We start from the raw sequence: 18,169 nt of genomic DNA on the forward strand, positions 1-18,169 counted from the left end.
AAGCCTATAATTAACAATTAATAACGAACAATGAATAATTTAGGTTGAAATTCCTTAGGGAATTTCTTCATTTATTTTTAATTGTTAACTACTTAGCCCGTTCGTCTTAGTCGTTGAACCTTCTCCAACCTTTCGGTACAGGAGCTAGGCTGCTGATTATCCAATCCTTATACTTTTTAACCTTTCACACCTATGTTTTCACATTATGTTGTAGGGTACAAGGCTCTTAGGAAGTTCCAGCAATTCACCCGATTTTCAATAAAAGTTACCCTTTAAGGGACCCTTAAATAATATCACCTTATCTAAGTAGTTGTAAAACTCCTTGTGGTGCATTATTTGCTTGAGCCAACATAGCTTGAGCAGCTTGTTGTAAGATATTATTCTTACTAAAGTTCATCATTTCTTTTGCCATATCTACGTCTCTAACTCTTGATTCTGCTGCTTGTAAGTTTTCTGAAGAGTTATCTAAGTTAGCTATAGTATGCTCTAATCTATTTTGGTATGCACCAAGCTTAGATCTTTCAGCAGATACTTTTTCTATTGCTGAATTAATTGTTGAAATAGCTTTTGATGCTACACTTTGCTTTGATACATCAATACCTACCCCTGCTGATGCACCTTGAACACCTAGTGATTTAGCGCCCATACCTGTAATTTCTAATGTAATATTTTGCCCTGAATTTGCTCCTATATGAAATTTAGCTTCAAATTTTCCACCTAAAAGGTTTTGTGTGTTAAATTCTGTAGTATCAGCAATTCTTGTAAGTTCTTGTGATAATTGGTCAATTTCTTTTTGTATTTCTCCTCTATCTACTATTACATTTGTGTCATTAGCAGATTGAACTGCAAGTTCTCTCATTCTTTGTAAAATTGAATGTGATTCTGTTAAAGCACCTTCTGCTGTTTGTATTAAAGAAATACCATCTTGAGCATTTCTTGAAGCTTGGTTAAGTCCTCTTACTTGTGCTCTCATTTTTTCGGAAATTGCAAGTCCTGCTGCGTCATCTCCTGCTCTGTTTATTCTTAAACCTGAGCTTAATTTTTCAGTAGCCTTTCCTGTGTTTCCTAAGTTGATTCCCATTTGTCTGTGCGCATTCATTGCGTTTAAGTTGTGATTAATAATCATTTTTACATTCCTCCTTGATTTTTGAATAGTGAACTTCCTTGTTCAACTTTTTTTATTTATAGTTAAGACTTTATGTCTTATCTAGCTTTTTCAGAGGACAATTGACAGAGGACAGAGGACAGAGGACAATGATGGTTGATTTTCTTCCGCTATGCTACAGAAAATCTTTAATTATTCCCCTTAATTTAGCGACTGTGTCGCAAGCCGGTAGGCTGCGTCCTTTATCAATTATCCAATATTCTTAAGTTTTTCTTAGTTGTTTTAACAATTGTATTTAATATTTTGTTTAATTCTTTACATTCAACAAGTATTGTTCTCGATGCGGTAGCATCAATATACTTTGTGGCAATTAAAAGTTCTAACCAATATTCTGTTTCAGAGGCTTCTTTGAGAGCAATATTCATTTTATTTAAAAAATCTCTCTTACTCTGTGCCTCTAGTCCTTCTTTTATATTTGCTCCTATACTTGTACCTGAACGAAGAATTTGTTTTGAAAGTACATATTCATTTTTCTTATCACTTAAGTATTTATATAAATTAACAATTCCCTTGGAAAAAGCAAATGCTTTTTCATAAGTTAAGTTTTGTTTCAATTTTTCAACCTCCTAAATTCATCTATATGTTATCTAGAATTTTAGACTTTTTTTGATGAATTTATTCAGTTGGTTTTATGGTTTTTCAATTATAGAGTTATTATACCATATTTTTCTTGTATTACAATAGTTTTTGTCAATTAATAATTATTATTGATTTGTTAATGGTTTTAATGGAAATTCCTTAGGGAATTTCTTCCATCATTTTCAATTCTCAACTATCAATTTTCAATTTAACTATACTTACTTTATCGTTATTGTTTTAGTTTACTTTAGAATTTTTTAAATTATTTTTTATTTTCTTATTGGTTAATATGATATTCGGTTAGTTTTTATATTACTTTAGGACTTTTCAAAAATTATTTAATAATTTTTTTAAATGGATAATTGAAAATGGAAAGTGGAGAATGATGGTTGATTTTCTTTTGGTTTGGCAAATTAAAACAATAAAATAAATTGGAATAAAAAAATAAGGCCTTGCGGCCTTTTTTGGGGAGTTCTAAAGACAATTTGCCTTTAGAACTTGTGGGATCAATTTTAATTTAATTATAATATATTTCTGTGTATTTATATTATATAACATATTTTAAAAAAATTCAATGTTTTTTTAACTTTTTATACAAAATTTTTATAATACCTGACAAGAAGAGCCTTTGTCATTTGACAGAGGACAGAGCACAGAGGACAATGAATGATAACTTTTCTCCACTGTTGTTACGAAAAGTTTTTAATTTTATAAAATCTTTGGGTTTAGCTAAAGCTAAACCTTTTTTTATATTAACTAAATCTAAAATATCTTCAATGTTCAGCTTTGCTGAACGAGTTTTCCATAGAAGAATTATCTTTAACAAATCAAATAAAATTAAAATTTTTCTGAGTGCAACAAAGAAAAATATCCTTAATTCTTCATTATTCATTGCTCTAATGATTTTCTGTAACGTAGTGGAAGAAAATCCTCCTTCATTGTCCTCTGTCAATTGTCCTATGTCCTATGTCCTCTGTCCTCTGAAAAAATGTTTTCCATCTTTAATTAAAACTCTAAGTTATTCGTTGCTTAGATTTTTCTACTAAATATTACACTTTTATTCTGTGTATTATATCCATTATTAGCATTTCTTCTTATATTTATTTCGTCTAATTGTTTTCTTATTTTTATTCTTTCTTTTTCTATGGTTTCTTCTAGTTCTTTATTTAAATCTAAAAGTTTAAATTCTTCATCTAAAGCTCTAAATTCTTCTATGGTATATTCTATTTGTTCTATTTCTCCTATAACTTCTCTTCTTTTGTCTAAAAGATCATTTCCTAATTCATAGTCTTCTTTTTTAAAGGCATCTATTACATCTATAGTTACATCTGTAAATTTTTCTAAATAAGTTCTTAAATCCATGTAACATCTCTCCTAAGTTTTACATTCCACCACCAAATTGTTGTGATAGCCATCCTGCTTGTGCATTATATTTTGTCATTGCCTTTTCTAAGGTTGCAAATTGTTTATATAGTTTCTCTTCTCTTTCCCTTAGATTTTCATCTAATTTTTTTATTAAAATATCTTTTCTATAGATTTGATCTGGCAAATTATTAGCTCCTATATTTCCACTTATACTGTGATCTTCTTGTTTATTGACATACTTTGTAAGTATAGAGTTATTTAATGTGGTACCTGGAGCTCCAACATAGTTTCTAAGGATGTTGTCCATTCTTGTAAATATACCTGAGTTATCGTATATCTTCTTATCCTTTTGAGCTTGAGATAAACTTTTATCATTTTCTATTTCTTTTAAGAAATTTTTGTCTGGCTTTTTAGTAAATAAATTCATTATATCCTCTGGTCTTTCTAAAAGTGCCTTTTTAAACTTTTCTTCTCCACCTTCTGTAAATCTAATTTGTCCTGCTGTCTTATAATCATTAGTAGTATCTAATCCTATATGTCTTCCAAAGGATTCTCCTGCCCCATCTACTGATGCAAAGAAAGTTCCTCTTAATTCTCTTAGCATCTTTTCAAGATTTGGGTCATTTCTAAGTATACCTTGTTTAGCTTTTTCTTCCCACTTCTTTATGTCATCTTCTTTCATTTCCTTCTTTTGTTCTTCTGTTAGTGGTTTATAGCTATATGATTTTTTCTCTGTTAATTTACCCTTTATATTTCCAACTAGACTATTGTACTTATCTATAAATTCTTTAAATCTATCAAAGGTTTTGTCTGCATCTTTTGTTACGTTTAAATTAGTGGTCTCTCCTTCTTTAGATATTCCCTTTAAATTAAAAGTAATCCCATCTAAAGTGAAATTATTTTTTGCATTAGTTATTTCATATGATTTATATGTTCCATCTTCATTTTTTTCTAATTTAGGAGTAACTACACTTATTTTAGCATCTTGTCCTTCTACTGAAAAATCAGTTCCAAAAACACTCGCGCCATTTATAGACATTTTTTGTGCTTCCCCAGTTTCCTTAGTTTCTACAACTAAATTCTTGGATATTTCACTAAAGGATACATCTACATAATCCGAAAGTTTTCCTTTACCATCTGCTGTAGTAGCATTTTTTATAGCATTTATTAAATCTGATACAGTTGAAGAATCTCCTATTTTCACTTGAAATTCTTTTCCGTTAACAGTTACACCAAAGTCAGATTTATGTATACCTAAATCTGATAACTTACTAGTATTAGTAGCATCTGTTCCCAAATTTTTAAAAGTCCTAGCTCCTCTTGCTAACCTTTTTACACTTACTTTATAGTTTCCCTCTATAGCTCCTTGTCCTGCTGATGCAGTAATTATGCTTTCATTAGAACTTTTAACTTCATAATCATAAAAAGCCTTTTCTGAAGCTAAATTGTCCTTACTCATTATATCAAAATAAGTATTTTGTAAATCTTTTACGTCCTTTATTATATCTCTATACATTTCTTGTTTCCATTGTATTTGTTGTCTTTCTTGTTTTGCCTTATCTATTTTTGCCTGTTGCCCTGCTAGCATTTTTTTAATTATATCGTCTGTTTCAAGGCCTGTAGCAAGACCACCCATTTTAAGTCCACCATATCCGCCTACTCCATTAACCATATTATCACTCCTTTTTTTAAAATTGAGAATGGAGAGTTGAAAATTGAAAATGATTGACAACTTTTCTCCACTTTGTTACATTTGACATTTGACAGAGGACAGAGGACAGAGGACAGAGGACAGAGGACAGAGGACAGAGGACAGAGGACAGAGGACAATGAATGATAACTTTTCTCCACTGTCGTTACGAAAAGTTTTTAATTTTATAAGATCTTTGGGTTTAGTTAAAACTAAACCTTTTTTATATTAGATAAATCTAATATATCTTCGATGTTCTGCTTCGCTGAACGAGTTTTCCATAGAACAACTATCTTTAACAAATCAAATAAAATTTAAGATTTTCTGTAACGTAGTGGAAGAAAATCTTCCTTCATTGTCCTATGTCAATTGTCCTATGTCAATTGTCCTCTGTACCAAGTTGTTACTTAGCATTTTTAGAAATCTTATATGCCTCATGCCAAGTGTCTCTTATGTCTTCTATTATTGGTATAATCTCGTCCATTATTTTTACATCTTTTTTTATATTTGCTTGTACTAATCTTTGAATTATGAAATCATATATTTTCATTAAGTTTTCTGCCCATTCTCCACCTTTTTCTACATCTAGTGTTGCCATTAGTTCGTAGAAAATATTTTGAGTTTTTATTATATTTTCATGAGCTTTTTTTATATCCTTTTCTTCTATTCCCTGTTTTGCTATTTTAGAAAATTTAACTGCTCCATCTACTACCATTAATAAAAGCTGTTCTTTAGAAGCATAGTTTACACTATTTGTTTTATATGCATTATACGCATTATTTGCATACATTCTTATTTACACCTACCTTTTAATGTCTAAAAATCTTCCCCTGGAAGTTTCTTTTTTTGAATCCTTATCCATAAAAGCTTCTACTGTTACTTCTTCTACTTTTTCTGCCTCTACAGAAAGCCTTTTAGCATCTTTTTTAGAATGCTTTTTTAAACTTTGCTGAAATTTTTGTTTATTTTCTTCTTGTAAATCCTTATTTATAATTATTTCTTTTTTTCTGTGTATAAGCCCTTCTTTTGTGGAATCTTGAACCTGTTGTCTTAACTCTGTGTCTATTTTGTTCAATTTAAATTCCATAACATCACCTCTATGATTTTAGGCCTTTTTATCCAAAAATACACCTGCTAGTTCACAAAGTTTGTCCACCATATCTATAAGCTTTTTTGGGGGGATTTCCTTTACAACTTCCTTTGTTTTATGATCCAATATTTTTATAGTTATACTTTTGGATTTTCCATATACTTCATACTCTACATAAGTAGATTTATCTTCAAACAATTTATTTAATTTATCTGCCGCCTTTTTTACTTCATCTAATGTATAGTCTTTATCTTTTGTTAAGCCTTCTCTACTTTCTCCTTTTGGAATATTCACCTCTGATACAGAAGATTGTGGTACTACAACCTCTAAACTATCCACTCCATTACCATTAAGAGTAGCTGTGTGTCTTCCTTGACTCACTATATTAACTTCCATGCTAACACCTCTCTTATTTATTAAATTATTTTAATTTATTTAAAATGGTAAAGTCTACACTAGCTGCCTTTTTATTTTCTTGTTGTATTTCTTCTACAAGCTCTTTTCTCAGTATGGTTACTTCCTTTGGAGCATTAATTGCAAGCTTTACAGCTCCATCTTCCACTTTTACTACCGTTACTTCTATATCATCACCTATAATTACAGATTGACCTTTTTTTCTTCCAATTACTAGCATCTATTCTCCTCCTGAAAGATTGGGTGTTTTATTTTATAATCTTCATTTTTTAATATTATTTGTTCCCCAATTCCTTCTTTTATATTTATAACTATAGGAGCTCTTAAATTAGTAGTTATTTCTTTATAGTCTGAACTTATAGTAACAGTATTTAATATCCATACATCCTTTTCTGACTTTATCTTCAAACTACTTATTTGATCATCTGTTAATTTAACTTCATAATCTTTACATACAGTAAAAGGAGATAAAACAGGTATACCTATACCACATTCTTCTATAGATTGAAGTATACTAAATATATTATTTTCCTCTACAGAATACACTATAAATTTTTTTAAATGCTCAAATCCCGGCAATCCTTTTTTAAAACTTATTATGTCTTTTTCTTCATAATCTATAATTCCATGATGTTTTGTATCTAATTTCATAAGCGCACCACCTTCGGTTCATTTGACAGAGGACAGAGGACAGAGGACAATGATTGATAACTTTTCTCCACTTTGTTACATTTGACAATTGACAGAGGACAGAGGACAATGAATGATAACTTTTCTCCACTGTCGTTACGAAAAGTTTTTAATTTTATAAGATTTCTGGGTTTAGTTAAAACTAAACCTTTTTTATATTAACTAATTTTTATATTAACTAAATCTAAGATATCTTCAATGTTCTGCTTCGCTGAACGAGTTTTCCATAGAACAACTATCTTTAACAAATCAAATAAAATTTAAGATTTTCTGTAACGTAGTGGAAGAAAATCCCCCTTCACTGTCCTATGTCCTCTGTCAATTGTCCTCTGTCCTCTGTCCTCTGAAAAAGTTCATTAGTTAAAGTTATTCACTGCTCTATCTCACGTAGTCCATAAGAGTTGGTTGAAGAACTCTTGCACTAGTTTGTAGTGATGCCATGTAAACTGATATGGCTACTGCATATTCCATGGTTTTTTCTGTAAGGTCTATGTCTTCTGTTTTAGATAGTATTTCTGTTAAGTTAAAGTTCTCTTCTTTATTCTTTTCTAGAGCACTTTCCATTCTGTTTCCCTTTGCCCCTACTTGGGATCTTAATTTTAAAATATTATCCATAACTGCATCTAGAGCTGCTAAATCTTCATTAGTTATTTTCTTTACAGCATCTGCATCAGAATCAGGTGAGTCTAAATGAGCTACTATATCTTCTAATATTTCTCTTAAATCTCTATCCTTTCCTTTGTTATCTTTAAATTCTATAACATCTACTGCAGTTGTATTATATTCTATTCTAACTCCTTGAGAAATTTCTGTTACTAGTTTTTCTCCCATCATCTGTGTTTCTCTTATATTTTGTTTTTTTTCATCAAGTGATCTATCAGATGGCACCTTCTTACCTTCTATGCTTTTCATATCTGAAACAGTAGTACTCTCTATCTTTATATTAGTATCCTTTCCTAATGATGTAAACTCTATATAACTTTTACCGTTAACTTCTACTACTTCAGCTTTTAATTTGCCCTTCAATTCTCCTGGTTTATCTGCATCTCCATCTATTTTATCATTTATATTTTTAACTAAATCATCTATACCCTTTGTAGTGTCAATAGTGCCTAATGTTATTTCAAATTTACTTCCACTGTCAATATCTTCAAATTTTACTTTTCCATTGTTCCAGTCACCTACTTTAGTTACTTCTACTACATCAGTCATTTCATTCCCAAATCTATCTGCATAAACTAATTTATTATTAATTACATTCACCGGCTTAGCTGTTCCTCTAGTTCCTCCAAATATAAATCTTCCATCAAAGCTTGCATTTAGGGTTTGAGACATTTGTCCTATTATTTCTTTAACTTCATCATTTATTTTCTTTCTTTCATCTGTTCCATAGGCTACATTTCCTGCAGATACTAAAAGCTCTCTTATTCTATGAGTTTGATCTCCCAATTGTCCTAGAGCTGTGTCTGTTTGTTCTAACCAGCTAAGGGTGTCCTTTATGTTTTCGTTATATTGTTTATTTGCACCTATTTCTGAATGCAATTGCATTGCTCTTGCTACCTTTAGTGGGTCATCTGAGGGTCTTCTTATTTCTTTTCCAGAAGTAAGTTGTTGTTGCAATGTTTGCAAATTATTTAAGTTAGTAGTCATGTCTGTTAAGAAATTATTTGCAAGCATTCTATTAGTTACTCTCATCTATTTTTCCTCCTATCTTTTCAATCCGTTTACTACTACATCTAGTAGTTCATCCACTGTGGATATAAGTTTAGCATTTGCCTGATAAGCATGTTGAAACTGTATTAAATTTGTCATTTCTTCATCTAGGGATACACCTGATACTGCATCTCTTGACTGTTGGAAACTTGCAAGCACACTGTGTTGGTTCTTAACCATTCTCTTAGCTTCTTGAGTTTGAACTCCAAGTCTGTCTACCATGTCCTTAAAGTAACCTCCAAAAGTCATACCATCAGTATTTCCTTTTATAGTCCATATCTCTGCCTCATCTTGTGTCCAATCTCCACCTATAGCATTTAAAGCCTCTTGTCTGCCCTTTGATAAATCCAAGTTTTGTATTGCTATAAGTTTATCCATTATATTTGCAATAGCTAAAGCTCTAGTTCCATCTGTTTCTCCTGGTTTATCTCCTCTACCTACTTTTATTTTCATAACATCTTTTAAAATTTCTTCATTAACAGTTATGTTTCTAGCTGTTATTTCTTTTTCTCCTTCTTCTCCTGTTTTATCTTTATTTACAAAGAATAGAAGTTCATCCTTTAAGTTATCTTGACTTTGGCTATGCACAGCATTTACTGCATATGCTAAAGTTCTTGCTAATTTATCTAATTGCTCTATTTGATTGTCTATATCATCTTGAACAGACATATATCCATTTAGATTACCCGTGCTAGGTTGGAATCTAGGAATTTTAGGATCTGTAGGAGTCGCTATACCTTTTTCACCTACAAGATTTCCATCCTTATCAACTTTTCCTATCACTTTATTATTATCATCAACCAATATCGCTTCTCCATCCTTATTGGTCCATAAAGTTCTAGACTTATCCAATGCATCATATTCATCTTTTCCAAGTTCTATTTTAAAAGTAACTTTATTATCATCATTGGTCATATCTGCATTTTTGTAATAAGTTATGGTATAAGTTTTTGTTTTCCCTAATTCTGGTGCTTTAGCAGGACTTATGCTACTTATATAAGCAAACCTTAACGCCTCCTCAGGCTTTACCATTTGTATAAGATTTAGCCCATCTGGTGGTTCTGCTCCTGCATCCCCTTTGGTGTTAACATCTATTCCATTTAAACCTTTTTTCTCTATGTTAATACCAAATTTAGAGCTTAACTTATCTAGTAAAAGGTCTCTTCTGTCTAATAAGTCGTTAGGCTTTTGTCCTGCTGCTGTTACTTGGATTATTTCTTCGTTTAATCTTTCCATTTGGTCTAAAATTGAGTTTACATCATTTAGATCCTGTCTTATAGATGTTTTAGCATTATCTTTTAATTTATGTAGTTGTCCATATAAATGGTTTAATTCATCTGTTAAAGCCTTTGATTGTTCTGCTACTACGGTTCTTGCATTAGAACTATGAGGTTGCTTTGATAATTCTTGCCATCCATCAAAGAAATTTCCTAAAAGGGTCGATATACCTGTTTCACTAGGTTCGTTAAATATATTTTCTATTTCATTTAAAAATTTATGTCTTCCAGCGTACTTACCTTGAACTCCTAGCTCTATTCTTACTTGGTAGTCTAGGAAAGTATCCCTTATTCTGTTTATATCTGCAACATTTACTCCTCTACCTAATTGTCCTGCTCCTGCTGCGTTATTCATAGAAGGAGTACAAAATGGTCTTTCTGTTTGCAATTCTGCTCTCTGTCTTGAATATCCTTCTGTATTTGCATTAGCTATATTGTGAGAAGTTACATCAATGGATCTTTGATTTGCAAAAATTCCACTTTTTCCTACATGTAGGGTTCCAAATAAACCTGACATTGTTTTTTACCTCCAAACTTTGCGTGATTTTTACTTCATTTTTCCATAGGCACTATAGGTTTTAGCTTCCCTATTTGGATTTATTATTTGAAGCATTTTATTTGCATATACTATTCCCTGTTTTAATAGTGTTTCATTAGTATCCTTTTGTAAGTTTAATTCTTCTACTAATTTTCTAGCTTTTCTGTAGTTATTTTCTAGTTCTTCATCTTTACATTCTCTTATTATCTCTGACATAGCACGTCCCTTTGTGATTTTCCTTCTATCCATTTCCCACTTAGCTATGTTTTTACTCTTTTCTTCTATTTCATCTACTATGCTCTCCATTTTAAAAACATCATTTTTCACAATGTATTCATGTTGTTTATCTAGTGCTTCTAGTAATTCTTCAAAGGCCTTTATTTCTTCTAAAATTACACTGTTTAATTCCGAAACCAAACTTTCACCTCCACAACATTAAATTCTACCTTTCATTGCATCAATTAACCCTTGAGCTATATATCTTGAATTTATATTGTAAGTGCCCTTAGATATCTCCTGTCTTATAGTTTCCACTCTTTCCTTTGAGTTTATCTTACCCTCTTCTATAGAATACTTACTCAAGCTCTTACCTAAAGAAGATATTTCTATAGAATCCTGTTTCTTGTTATTACTAACTTTTTTATTATCAAGGGTGTTTTTGTTTCTGTCATAGCTATTTATTGCACTATTAGAACCTACTCCACCTATTTTCATACTCATTACACTCCTTGTTTCTCAAACATTTTATACTTATTTCATACTTAACCTTATTATCGGCATGTATTATAAAAAATTAAGAATTAAAATAAAAAAACCTCAAATTCATTTGACAATTGACAGAGGACAGAGGACAATGATTGATATCTTTTCTCCATTAACATTACGAAAAGTTTTTAATTATATATTGTTAAATTAGCGATTGTGTCGCAAGCCGACAGCTAATAATGAACAACTAATAATGAACAACTAACAATGAACAATGAATAATTATTGATATTTTTTCTCCACTTCTTTAAAATTGAAAATTGAGAATGGAAAGTGGAAGATGATTGACATCTTTTCTCCACTGTCGTTACGAAAAGTTTTTAATTTTATAAGATCTCTGGGTTTAGTTAAAACTAAACCTTTTTTATATTAACTAATTTTTATATTAACTAAATCTAAGATATCTTCGATGTTCAGCTTTGCTGAACGAGTTTTCCATAGAACAAACTATCTTTAACAAATCAAATAAAATTAAAATTTTTCTGAGTGCAACAAAGAAAAATATCCTTAATTCTCCATTCTCCACTTTCCATTTTCAATTATATCTACAATATAAGATTTTCTGTAACGTAGTGGAAGAAAATCCTCTTTCATTGTCCTCTGTCAATTGTCCTATGTCCTCTGTCAATTGTCCTATGTCCTCTGTCAATTGTCCTATGTCCTCTGTCAATTGTCCTATGTCCTCTGTCAATTGTCCTATGTCCTCTGTCAATTGTCCTATGTCCTCTGAAATAATTGTTCATTAAAAAAAGTAACGGTTTTCCGTTACTTTTTTTCCTACTTTCCTAATGACTTAATCCTGTCCACACTATTTACTATATCTGTTATTCTTACACCAAAGTTTTCGTCTATAACTACAACTTCTCCAAAGGCTACTGGTTTGCCGTTTACTAGTATTTCTACAGGTTCTTCTGCTAATTTATCAAGTTCTATTAGAGAGCCTGTACCTAAATTTAATATTTCTTTTATATTAAGCTTAGTTCTTCCAAGTACTACAGATATGTCTAATGGTACATCCATTATTAAGTCTATATTATTTGGTAACTCTTGTCTTTTTGTAGTTTGTTGTAGAGGTTGAAATACTGCCTCTTGTACTTCTATAGGCTTTTCATGTACCACTGGTGTTTCTTTTGGAGCCGCATAGCTAGGGCTTGGCTCGGTATAAGTTGGTTGTTGTTCTATTTGTGGTCTTTCTTGTGTCTTTGGCACTTTATCACCTCCAATAGTGTCTGGTACTTGCTGTGGCTTTTCAGCTTGAGGTGTTTCTTGTGCCACCTCCTCTTGTACATCTTCTCCCATCATAATTTTCACTATTTTCTTTGCCATTTCCATTGGCAACAACTGCATTATTTGGCTATCTACTAAAGTTCCTATGGTAAGTTTAAAGGATACTTTAACTAAGGCTTCATTTTCATCTAGTCCTTGTGATAGCGGTGATGTTAAGTCGTCCCATATATTTGATACAGGAGGCGATATATTAACTTCTCTGCCAAACATAGTAGCCATAGAAGTGGCTGCAGAACCTATCATTTGATTCATAGCTTCTGAAACTGCACTTACTTCTATTTCAGAAAGGGAACTTACATCTTGGACTAATCCATCTCCACCCATCATAAGGTTAGCAATTACTGCAGCATCCGTTATTTTCATAACTAATAAGTTTTCACCTAATATTCCACTGGTATATTTTACTTCTAGGGCAATGTTGGGAACTTCAAAGGTGTTTTTTAACTTATTTAAAGTAGTTACGGAAACTACAGGAGTGGTAATGTTAACCTGTTGATTTATTATATTAGAAAGAGCTGTAGAGGCAGATCCCATAGATATATTTCCTATTTCTCCTAAGAGGTCTTTTTCTAAATCTGATAAGTCTTGTTGTTCACCATTATCTGCATCTTCCACTGCACTATCTATACTTTCTTCATTTTCTTCAATAGACTCTTCACTCTCTGAACTTGCTCCATTTAATAGAGAGTCTATTTCATCTTGTGAAAGAAAACCATCATTCATAATTTTCCACATCCTTATCTAATATATCTAGTATTTCAATTCCCATATTTTTGCCAACTACTCCTGGTTTCCCATAAGCGTATAATTGATCTTCTACATTTATTTTAATTGGTTTATCTATTTCATTATCCAGTATTAAAACGTCTCCTAGAGATAGTTTTAAGAATTCTTCTACTGTTATTTTTGCATTTCCAAGTACTGCTACAAGTTCTGTTTCTACTATATTCAATCTATCTCTTAATTTTTTATTTGATTCTTCTCTGATTTCTTCATTGTTTTCTTGGAACCAATATTGTACAACCAATCTATCTAATATTTTTTCTATACTTAAATATGGTATGCAGATATTTACAAAGGTACTATTATCTCCCATATCCACAGAAAAAGTAATCAAGGCTACGGGTTCATTTGGTGCTAAAGTTTGGCTTAAAGCTGGGTTTGTTTCTATACTTTCTATTTCAGGATATACTTCCATTATATCCTCCCATGCAAGCTTTATTCCATCTATTAGTCCTTCGTTTATCTGCTTTATTATATTTTTATCTATATCAGTAAATTCTCTAAGCTTATATTTACGCCCATCTGCATTTCCTCCTAAAAGCACATCCATAACCTCAAAAATGAATTGAGGATTGGTTTCAAATAAAACCGATCCATTTAAAGGGGGTGCTTTAAACACAGTTAATACTGTTGGATTAGGAATCGAATGTATAAATTCTTCATAAGTTATTTGTTGTACTGATTCTATTTTAGCTTTTACATTTTTCCTCATATGTGCTGTTAAATAATTGGACATTATTCTAGCATAATTATCATGAATTAGTTCTAGTGTTCTTACATGATCCTTAGAGAATTTTTGAGGACTTCTAAAATCATATACTTTAACTTTTTGTTTTTCTTCTTCCTTCGGCATTTCATCTGGTGATAACTCTCCTGAGGAAACCGCTGCCAATAGGGCATCTATTTCACTTTGAGATAGAACTTCTCCCATATATTTCCCTCATTTCCTACTGATTTAAAAGAAGTTTATCTATATCTATTAATGTTACAATTCTATCCTTAAAGTTTATAACTCCTTTTATGTAATCTTTTTTACCTTCCTCATCTACTTTTTCTACCATATCAGCTTTTATATCTATTACTTCATCTACATTGTCTACAGTAATTCCTACTAATTCTTCTTCTAGTTTTAGTATTATTATATTTTCTTGTTCACTTTCATGATTTTCAGCTTCTAATAGTAGATTGATGTCTAATAATGATATTATATTACCTCTAAGATTTATAAGTCCTTTTATATAAGCTGGTGCATTAGGCACTTTTGTTATTTCCATAGTATCATTAATGCTTTCAATTTTTTCAGTTTCTACTGCAAATTGTTCGTCTTTTAATTTGAAAATTACAATCTGCATTTTTTCACCTCCAGCCTTTTTTAATTAATAGTAGAGATAGAGCTTTAAAATCCATCTCTACTTTAATTTTATCCTACTACTTTTTTTATTGCTTCTAATACCCTGTCTGGTTGAAAAGGCTTTACTATAAAGTCTTTAGCCCCAGCTTTTATAGCATCCATTACCATGGTTTGTTGTCCCATAGCTGAACACATTATTACTTTTGCATCTGGGTCTATAGATTTTATTTCTTTTACTGCCTCTATTCCATCCATATCAGGCATGGTTATATCCATTGTTACTACATCTGGTTTTTCTTTTTTATAAAGTTCTACAGCTTTTATCCCGTTATTTGCTTCACCTACTACTTCGAAGCCATTTTTTTCTAATATATCTTTTATCATCATTCTCATAAAAGCAGCGTCATCAACAATTAATACTTTAGCCATTTCTTTCCCTCCAAATTACATTACTCCTAATGAATTTAATATTTTTTCTAGTGAACCAGGCATTGGTATATAGTAAAAATGCCCTTTTATTTCTGAATCATCTTCTAAAAATACAGTTTCTATATCCAATACATAGTCATCAAATTGTCCTGATTCTATAAATGTTGTGGACAAAATTGCACCTAGCATGTCATAGGCTACTGCTGGAACTGATGGAATTATAGTTAAATTTGTAAATCTTGCTATTGCATTCATATAGGATGCAGAAACTATATTTCCAAGTTCCTCTATTACAGATTTCCCCAACTCTGATAATTCAGTTTCTCTAGTACCTGTTAATATTTCTATTATATTATTTGCTGTATCTTTTTCAAATACAAACAATATATTTCCTGGAGTATCTCCAAGTACTCTTACAAGTACTCCATAAACTATTTCTTCTTCTCCTATACCATGAAATATTTCATCAAAAGAAACTATATTTATATTTGGAACAGACATATCTATTTTTCTGTTTAATAGTTGAGATAGGGCTGTTGCCGCATTGCCTGTACCTATATTTCCTACTTCTTTTAATGCATCAATTTGTAATGGTGTAAGATTTGAATATGCAGTCATATACATTCCTCCTTAAACTAAAGAGCCAACATCTAGTATAAGAGTTACTAGGCCATCTCCCAATATGGTAGCACCTATGTATTCTTTTAATCCTTGTAATGTTTTTCCTAGTGGTTTTATTACTATTTCTTGTTGTCCTAATAGTGAATCTACAAGTAGTCCCACATTCTTTTCACCTATTTTAACTATTACAATATATTTCTTTTGGCTATTAGATTCTTCTAGGTTTAGTCTCTTATTAAGTCTTATAAGAGGTATTACATTTTCGTTATATATTATAACTTCTTTATTATTTGTTTTCTTTACTAGGTCTTCTTTAAAATCTATAACTCTATCTATATATCCTAAGGATATAGCCATAGTTTCTTCTCCTACTTTTACAAGAAGAGCTTGTATTATTTGTAGTGTTAATGGAAGTCTAATTATAAAAGAAGATCCTTTATCATGTTCGCTAATTACTTCTACACTTCCACCAAGAGAGGCTATTTTTGTTTTTACAACATCCATTCCAACCCCTCTACCAGAAATATCTGTTACCTGTTCATTAGTGCTAAAACCTTGCATAAATATAAGATTTCTTATGTCATTATCTGTCATACCTTCTGTACTTATATTCAATCTTTCTGCTTTAGCTTTTATTTTTTCAACATCTATACCTCCACCATCATCTTCAACTTTTATAACAGCTTTTGTACCTTCTTGGTACGCAAGAAGTTTTATTTTACCAACGGGATCTTTTCCTTTTTTTATTCTTTCTTCTGTTGGTTCTATTCCGTGGTCTGCTGCATTTCTTATTAAGTGAATTAATGGTTCCCCTATTTCATCTATAACTGTTCTATCTAGTTCTGTATCCTGTCCCTTTATTATAAGTTCCATTTCTTTATTTAGTTCCACAGAAAGGTCCCTTATAAGTCTTGGGAATCTATTAAATACAATATCTAGTGGCAACATTCTTATCTTCATAACTAAATCTTGTAAGTCTGAAGTGGTTCTTGCTACCTGTTCTAATGTTTCGTTTAGCTCTATTGATTTGTAGTTTTGACTTATTTGTTCTAATCTAGTTCTGTGAATAACTAGTTCAGATACCATATTCATAAATTTATCTAATCTTTCTAAGTCTACCCTTACAGATTGATGCTGTTTTTTAAATTGATGCTCTTTTTTGCCTTTAGCCTTAGTTTTTGGCGCATTTTTTACTTCTTCTTTTGTTTTTTCTTTTTTCTCTTTTTTAACCTTTTCTTTTACTTCTATAGCCTTTTCTTCTGCTTTGATTATTTTTTCTCTTTCTTCCTTTACATTTACATTATCGACCATAATGTGTTCAACTTCAGAGATATTTGATAAAATTTCATAAATTTCTTCTTTAGTTCTATTAGAAATATATATTAAATTGATTTCAAATTCAAAGTTCTCACTTTCTATATCCTCTACACTAGGTGTAGATTTTATTATTTCTCCTGCATCTTCTAAGTTTTTAAATATTAAAAAGGCTCTAGCAGATTTTAATAAAGTATTTTCACTTAATATAACTTTTATTGCATAGGAGTCAAAGCCTCTATCCTGTGCTTGTTTTATTACATTTATGTCATATTCATTTAAGTCTAAATCTAATTGAGAACTCTCACTGCTTTCTTCTTCGCTTTCTTCTAATTTATGAATTACAACTTGTTCAACTTCAGAAATACCTGATAAAATCTTAAGAACTTCTTGTTCTTGTTTTTTAGAAATATACACTAAATTGATTTCAAATTCAAAGTTCTCACTTTCTATATCCTCTGTACTAGGGTCAGATTTAACTATTTCCCCTACATCTTCTAAATTTTTAAATATTAGAAAGGCTCTAGCAGATTTTAATAAAGTATTTTCACTTAGCATAACTTTTATAGTATAGGCATTATATCCCTTACTTTTTGCCTGTTTTATTACATCTTTATCATATTCATTTAATTTAAAATCTGAATTTGATGCTATTTCTCCTTTTGGCTCCTGTTTTTTAGTTTCTTCTATATTTTTTTCTTTTATATCTTCTTTTCCACTACTATTTTTTATATCTTGTAGTTCAGATATTATACCTTCTATGGAAATTTCCTCATCTACATCATCTTCAATGTTATTTACCATTTGTTCTAGAGTATCTAAGCATTTAAACAGAACTGTTACAACATTTTCTGTTACTTTTAGCTCACCATCTCTAAACTCTGATAATACATCTTCCATTTTATGAGTTAATTCAGCTATCTCATTAAATCCCATAGTAGCTGACATTCCCTTTAGGGTGTGAGCAATTCTAAAGATTTCATTTAATTTATCTGAATCCTCAGGATCCTGCTCTAATTCAAGTAAGGAGTCATTTAAAGTTTGAAGGTTTTCCATAGCCTCTTCTAAAAACATTGACATATATTGAGACGTATCCAT

General features: G+C 30.8%; 21 protein-coding genes. All 21 read right to left on the minus strand.

Annotation, left to right across the window (positions count from 1 at the left end):
- Positions 1-298: 298 nt before the first annotated feature.
- The 21 genes from CKV72_RS07245 to CKV72_RS07345 all read right to left on the minus strand — a co-directional run bounded on the left by CKV72_RS07245 (position 299) and on the right by CKV72_RS07345 (position 18,169).
- A complete protein-coding gene (locus CKV72_RS07245; RefSeq protein WP_095177880.1) occupies positions 299-1,126 on the minus strand; it encodes a flagellin N-terminal helical domain-containing protein in 828 nt (275 codons plus the stop codon).
- Positions 1,127-1,350: 224 nt separating this feature from the next.
- The gene (locus tag CKV72_RS07250; RefSeq protein WP_095177881.1) at positions 1,351-1,719 is read right to left on the minus strand and encodes a four helix bundle protein; all 369 of its coding nucleotides are present in this window, start codon (positions 1,717-1,719) and stop codon (positions 1,351-1,353) included.
- A 656-nt stretch (positions 1,720-2,375) separates the two neighbouring features.
- Positions 2,376-2,696: a hypothetical protein gene (locus CKV72_RS07255; RefSeq protein WP_095177882.1), complete on the minus strand. Its 321-nt coding sequence runs from the start codon at positions 2,694-2,696 to the stop codon at positions 2,376-2,378.
- Between the two features lie 77 nt (positions 2,697-2,773).
- The gene (fliT, locus tag CKV72_RS07260; RefSeq protein ID WP_095177883.1) at positions 2,774-3,106 is read right to left on the minus strand and encodes a flagellar protein FliT; all 333 of its coding nucleotides are present in this window, start codon (positions 3,104-3,106) and stop codon (positions 2,774-2,776) included.
- Positions 3,107-3,125: 19 nt separating this feature from the next.
- Entirely contained in the window at positions 3,126-4,781 is a 1,656-nt protein-coding gene (gene fliD / locus CKV72_RS07265; protein ID WP_095177884.1) for a flagellar filament capping protein FliD, read from the minus strand.
- A 421-nt stretch (positions 4,782-5,202) separates the two neighbouring features.
- Complete coding sequence (gene fliS, locus CKV72_RS07270; protein WP_095177885.1) at positions 5,203-5,589, minus strand: flagellar export chaperone FliS; 387 nt, start codon at positions 5,587-5,589, stop codon at positions 5,203-5,205.
- Between the two features lie 12 nt (positions 5,590-5,601).
- On the minus strand, positions 5,602-5,886 hold the full coding sequence (locus CKV72_RS07275) for a hypothetical protein (RefSeq protein WP_095177886.1): 285 nt from the start codon (positions 5,884-5,886) through the stop codon (positions 5,602-5,604).
- 18 nt (positions 5,887-5,904) lie between these two features.
- The gene (locus tag CKV72_RS07280; protein WP_095177887.1) at positions 5,905-6,285 is read right to left on the minus strand and encodes a flagellar protein FlaG; all 381 of its coding nucleotides are present in this window, start codon (positions 6,283-6,285) and stop codon (positions 5,905-5,907) included.
- 25 nt (positions 6,286-6,310) lie between these two features.
- Positions 6,311-6,523: a carbon storage regulator CsrA gene (csrA, locus tag CKV72_RS07285; protein WP_095177888.1), complete on the minus strand. Its 213-nt coding sequence runs from the start codon at positions 6,521-6,523 to the stop codon at positions 6,311-6,313.
- Positions 6,517-6,954 (minus strand): flagellar assembly protein FliW, encoded by a 438-nt coding sequence (gene fliW, locus CKV72_RS07290; protein WP_095177889.1) that lies wholly within the window; start codon positions 6,952-6,954, stop codon positions 6,517-6,519. The genes csrA and fliW overlap by 7 nt, the downstream gene beginning before the upstream one ends.
- A gap of 417 nt (positions 6,955-7,371) precedes the next feature.
- The gene (flgL, locus tag CKV72_RS07295) at positions 7,372-8,688 is read right to left on the minus strand and encodes a flagellar hook-associated protein FlgL (RefSeq protein WP_095177890.1); all 1,317 of its coding nucleotides are present in this window, start codon (positions 8,686-8,688) and stop codon (positions 7,372-7,374) included.
- Positions 8,689-8,700: 12 nt separating this feature from the next.
- Entirely contained in the window at positions 8,701-10,500 is a 1,800-nt protein-coding gene (flgK, locus tag CKV72_RS07300) for a flagellar hook-associated protein FlgK (protein WP_095177891.1), read from the minus strand.
- Between the two features lie 30 nt (positions 10,501-10,530).
- Entirely contained in the window at positions 10,531-10,938 is a 408-nt protein-coding gene (locus CKV72_RS07305; protein WP_095177892.1) for a flagellar protein FlgN, read from the minus strand.
- An 18-nt stretch (positions 10,939-10,956) separates the two neighbouring features.
- Positions 10,957-11,235, minus strand: coding sequence for a flagellar biosynthesis anti-sigma factor FlgM (gene flgM / locus CKV72_RS07310; RefSeq protein WP_157726554.1), 279 nt, complete (start codon positions 11,233-11,235; stop codon positions 10,957-10,959).
- 586 nt (positions 11,236-11,821) lie between these two features.
- The gene (locus CKV72_RS12135) at positions 11,822-11,998 is read right to left on the minus strand and encodes a hypothetical protein (protein ID WP_157726555.1); all 177 of its coding nucleotides are present in this window, start codon (positions 11,996-11,998) and stop codon (positions 11,822-11,824) included.
- Between the two features lie 65 nt (positions 11,999-12,063).
- Positions 12,064-13,296 carry a flagellar motor switch phosphatase FliY gene (gene fliY / locus CKV72_RS07320; RefSeq protein ID WP_095177894.1) on the minus strand — a complete coding sequence of 411 codons (1,233 nt, stop codon included), beginning with the start codon at positions 13,294-13,296 and terminating at the stop codon, positions 12,064-12,066.
- The gene (gene fliM, locus CKV72_RS07325) at positions 13,289-14,287 is read right to left on the minus strand and encodes a flagellar motor switch protein FliM (RefSeq protein WP_089866909.1); all 999 of its coding nucleotides are present in this window, start codon (positions 14,285-14,287) and stop codon (positions 13,289-13,291) included. The genes fliY and fliM overlap by 8 nt, the downstream gene beginning before the upstream one ends.
- A 16-nt stretch (positions 14,288-14,303) precedes the next feature.
- Positions 14,304-14,708: a chemotaxis protein CheW gene (locus CKV72_RS07330; RefSeq protein ID WP_095177895.1), complete on the minus strand. Its 405-nt coding sequence runs from the start codon at positions 14,706-14,708 to the stop codon at positions 14,304-14,306.
- Positions 14,709-14,776: 68 nt separating this feature from the next.
- Entirely contained in the window at positions 14,777-15,136 is a 360-nt protein-coding gene (locus CKV72_RS07335; RefSeq protein ID WP_089866904.1) for a response regulator, read from the minus strand.
- Between the two features lie 15 nt (positions 15,137-15,151).
- On the minus strand, positions 15,152-15,760 hold the full coding sequence (locus CKV72_RS07340; protein WP_168944008.1) for a chemotaxis protein CheC: 609 nt from the start codon (positions 15,758-15,760) through the stop codon (positions 15,152-15,154).
- 6 nt (positions 15,761-15,766) lie between these two features.
- A complete protein-coding gene (locus CKV72_RS07345; protein WP_095177896.1) occupies positions 15,767-18,169 on the minus strand; it encodes a chemotaxis protein CheA in 2,403 nt (800 codons plus the stop codon).

It is taken from the genome of Clostridium cochlearium, assembly GCF_900187165.1.
In the GTDB taxonomy this organism is placed as follows: Bacteria; Bacillota; Clostridia; order Clostridiales; family Clostridiaceae; genus Clostridium_G; species Clostridium_G cochlearium.

What these genes read in the sequence shown, in the direction of transcription:
- fliS (WP_095177885.1), bottom strand. Translation starts at nt 5,589, where the DNA reads ATGTATGCAAATAATGCGTATAATGCATATAAAACAAATAGTGTAAAC.
- fliT (WP_095177883.1), bottom strand. Translation starts at nt 3,106, where the DNA reads ATGGATTTAAGAACTTATTTAGAAAAATTTACAGATGTAACTATAGAT.
- fliY (WP_095177894.1), bottom strand. Translation starts at nt 13,296, where the DNA reads ATGAATGATGGTTTTCTTTCACAAGATGAAATAGACTCTCTATTAAAT.
- fliM (WP_089866909.1), bottom strand. Translation starts at nt 14,287, where the DNA reads ATGGGAGAAGTTCTATCTCAAAGTGAAATAGATGCCCTATTGGCAGCG.
- CKV72_RS07275 (WP_095177886.1), bottom strand. Translation starts at nt 5,886, where the DNA reads ATGGAATTTAAATTGAACAAAATAGACACAGAGTTAAGACAACAGGTT.
- fliD (WP_095177884.1), bottom strand. Translation starts at nt 4,781, where the DNA reads ATGGTTAATGGAGTAGGCGGATATGGTGGACTTAAAATGGGTGGTCTT.
- CKV72_RS07345 (WP_095177896.1), bottom strand. Translation starts at nt 18,169, where the DNA reads ATGGATACGTCTCAATATATGTCAATGTTTTTAGAAGAGGCTATGGAA.
- CKV72_RS07280 (WP_095177887.1), bottom strand. Translation starts at nt 6,285, where the DNA reads ATGGAAGTTAATATAGTGAGTCAAGGAAGACACACAGCTACTCTTAAT.
- CKV72_RS07245 (WP_095177880.1), bottom strand. Translation starts at nt 1,126, where the DNA reads ATGATTATTAATCACAACTTAAACGCAATGAATGCGCACAGACAAATG.
- csrA (WP_095177888.1), bottom strand. Translation starts at nt 6,523, where the DNA reads ATGCTAGTAATTGGAAGAAAAAAAGGTCAATCTGTAATTATAGGTGAT.
- CKV72_RS07330 (WP_095177895.1), bottom strand. Translation starts at nt 14,708, where the DNA reads ATGCAGATTGTAATTTTCAAATTAAAAGACGAACAATTTGCAGTAGAA.
- flgK (WP_095177891.1), bottom strand. Translation starts at nt 10,500, where the DNA reads ATGTCAGGTTTATTTGGAACCCTACATGTAGGAAAAAGTGGAATTTTT.
- flgM (WP_157726554.1), bottom strand. Translation starts at nt 11,235, where the DNA reads ATGAAAATAGGTGGAGTAGGTTCTAATAGTGCAATAAATAGCTATGAC.
- CKV72_RS07335 (WP_089866904.1), bottom strand. Translation starts at nt 15,136, where the DNA reads ATGGCTAAAGTATTAATTGTTGATGACGCTGCTTTTATGAGAATGATG.
- CKV72_RS07340 (WP_168944008.1), bottom strand. Translation starts at nt 15,760, where the DNA reads ATGTATATGACTGCATATTCAAATCTTACACCATTACAAATTGATGCA.
- fliW (WP_095177889.1), bottom strand. Translation starts at nt 6,954, where the DNA reads ATGAAATTAGATACAAAACATCATGGAATTATAGATTATGAAGAAAAA.
- flgL (WP_095177890.1), bottom strand. Translation starts at nt 8,688, where the DNA reads ATGAGAGTAACTAATAGAATGCTTGCAAATAATTTCTTAACAGACATG.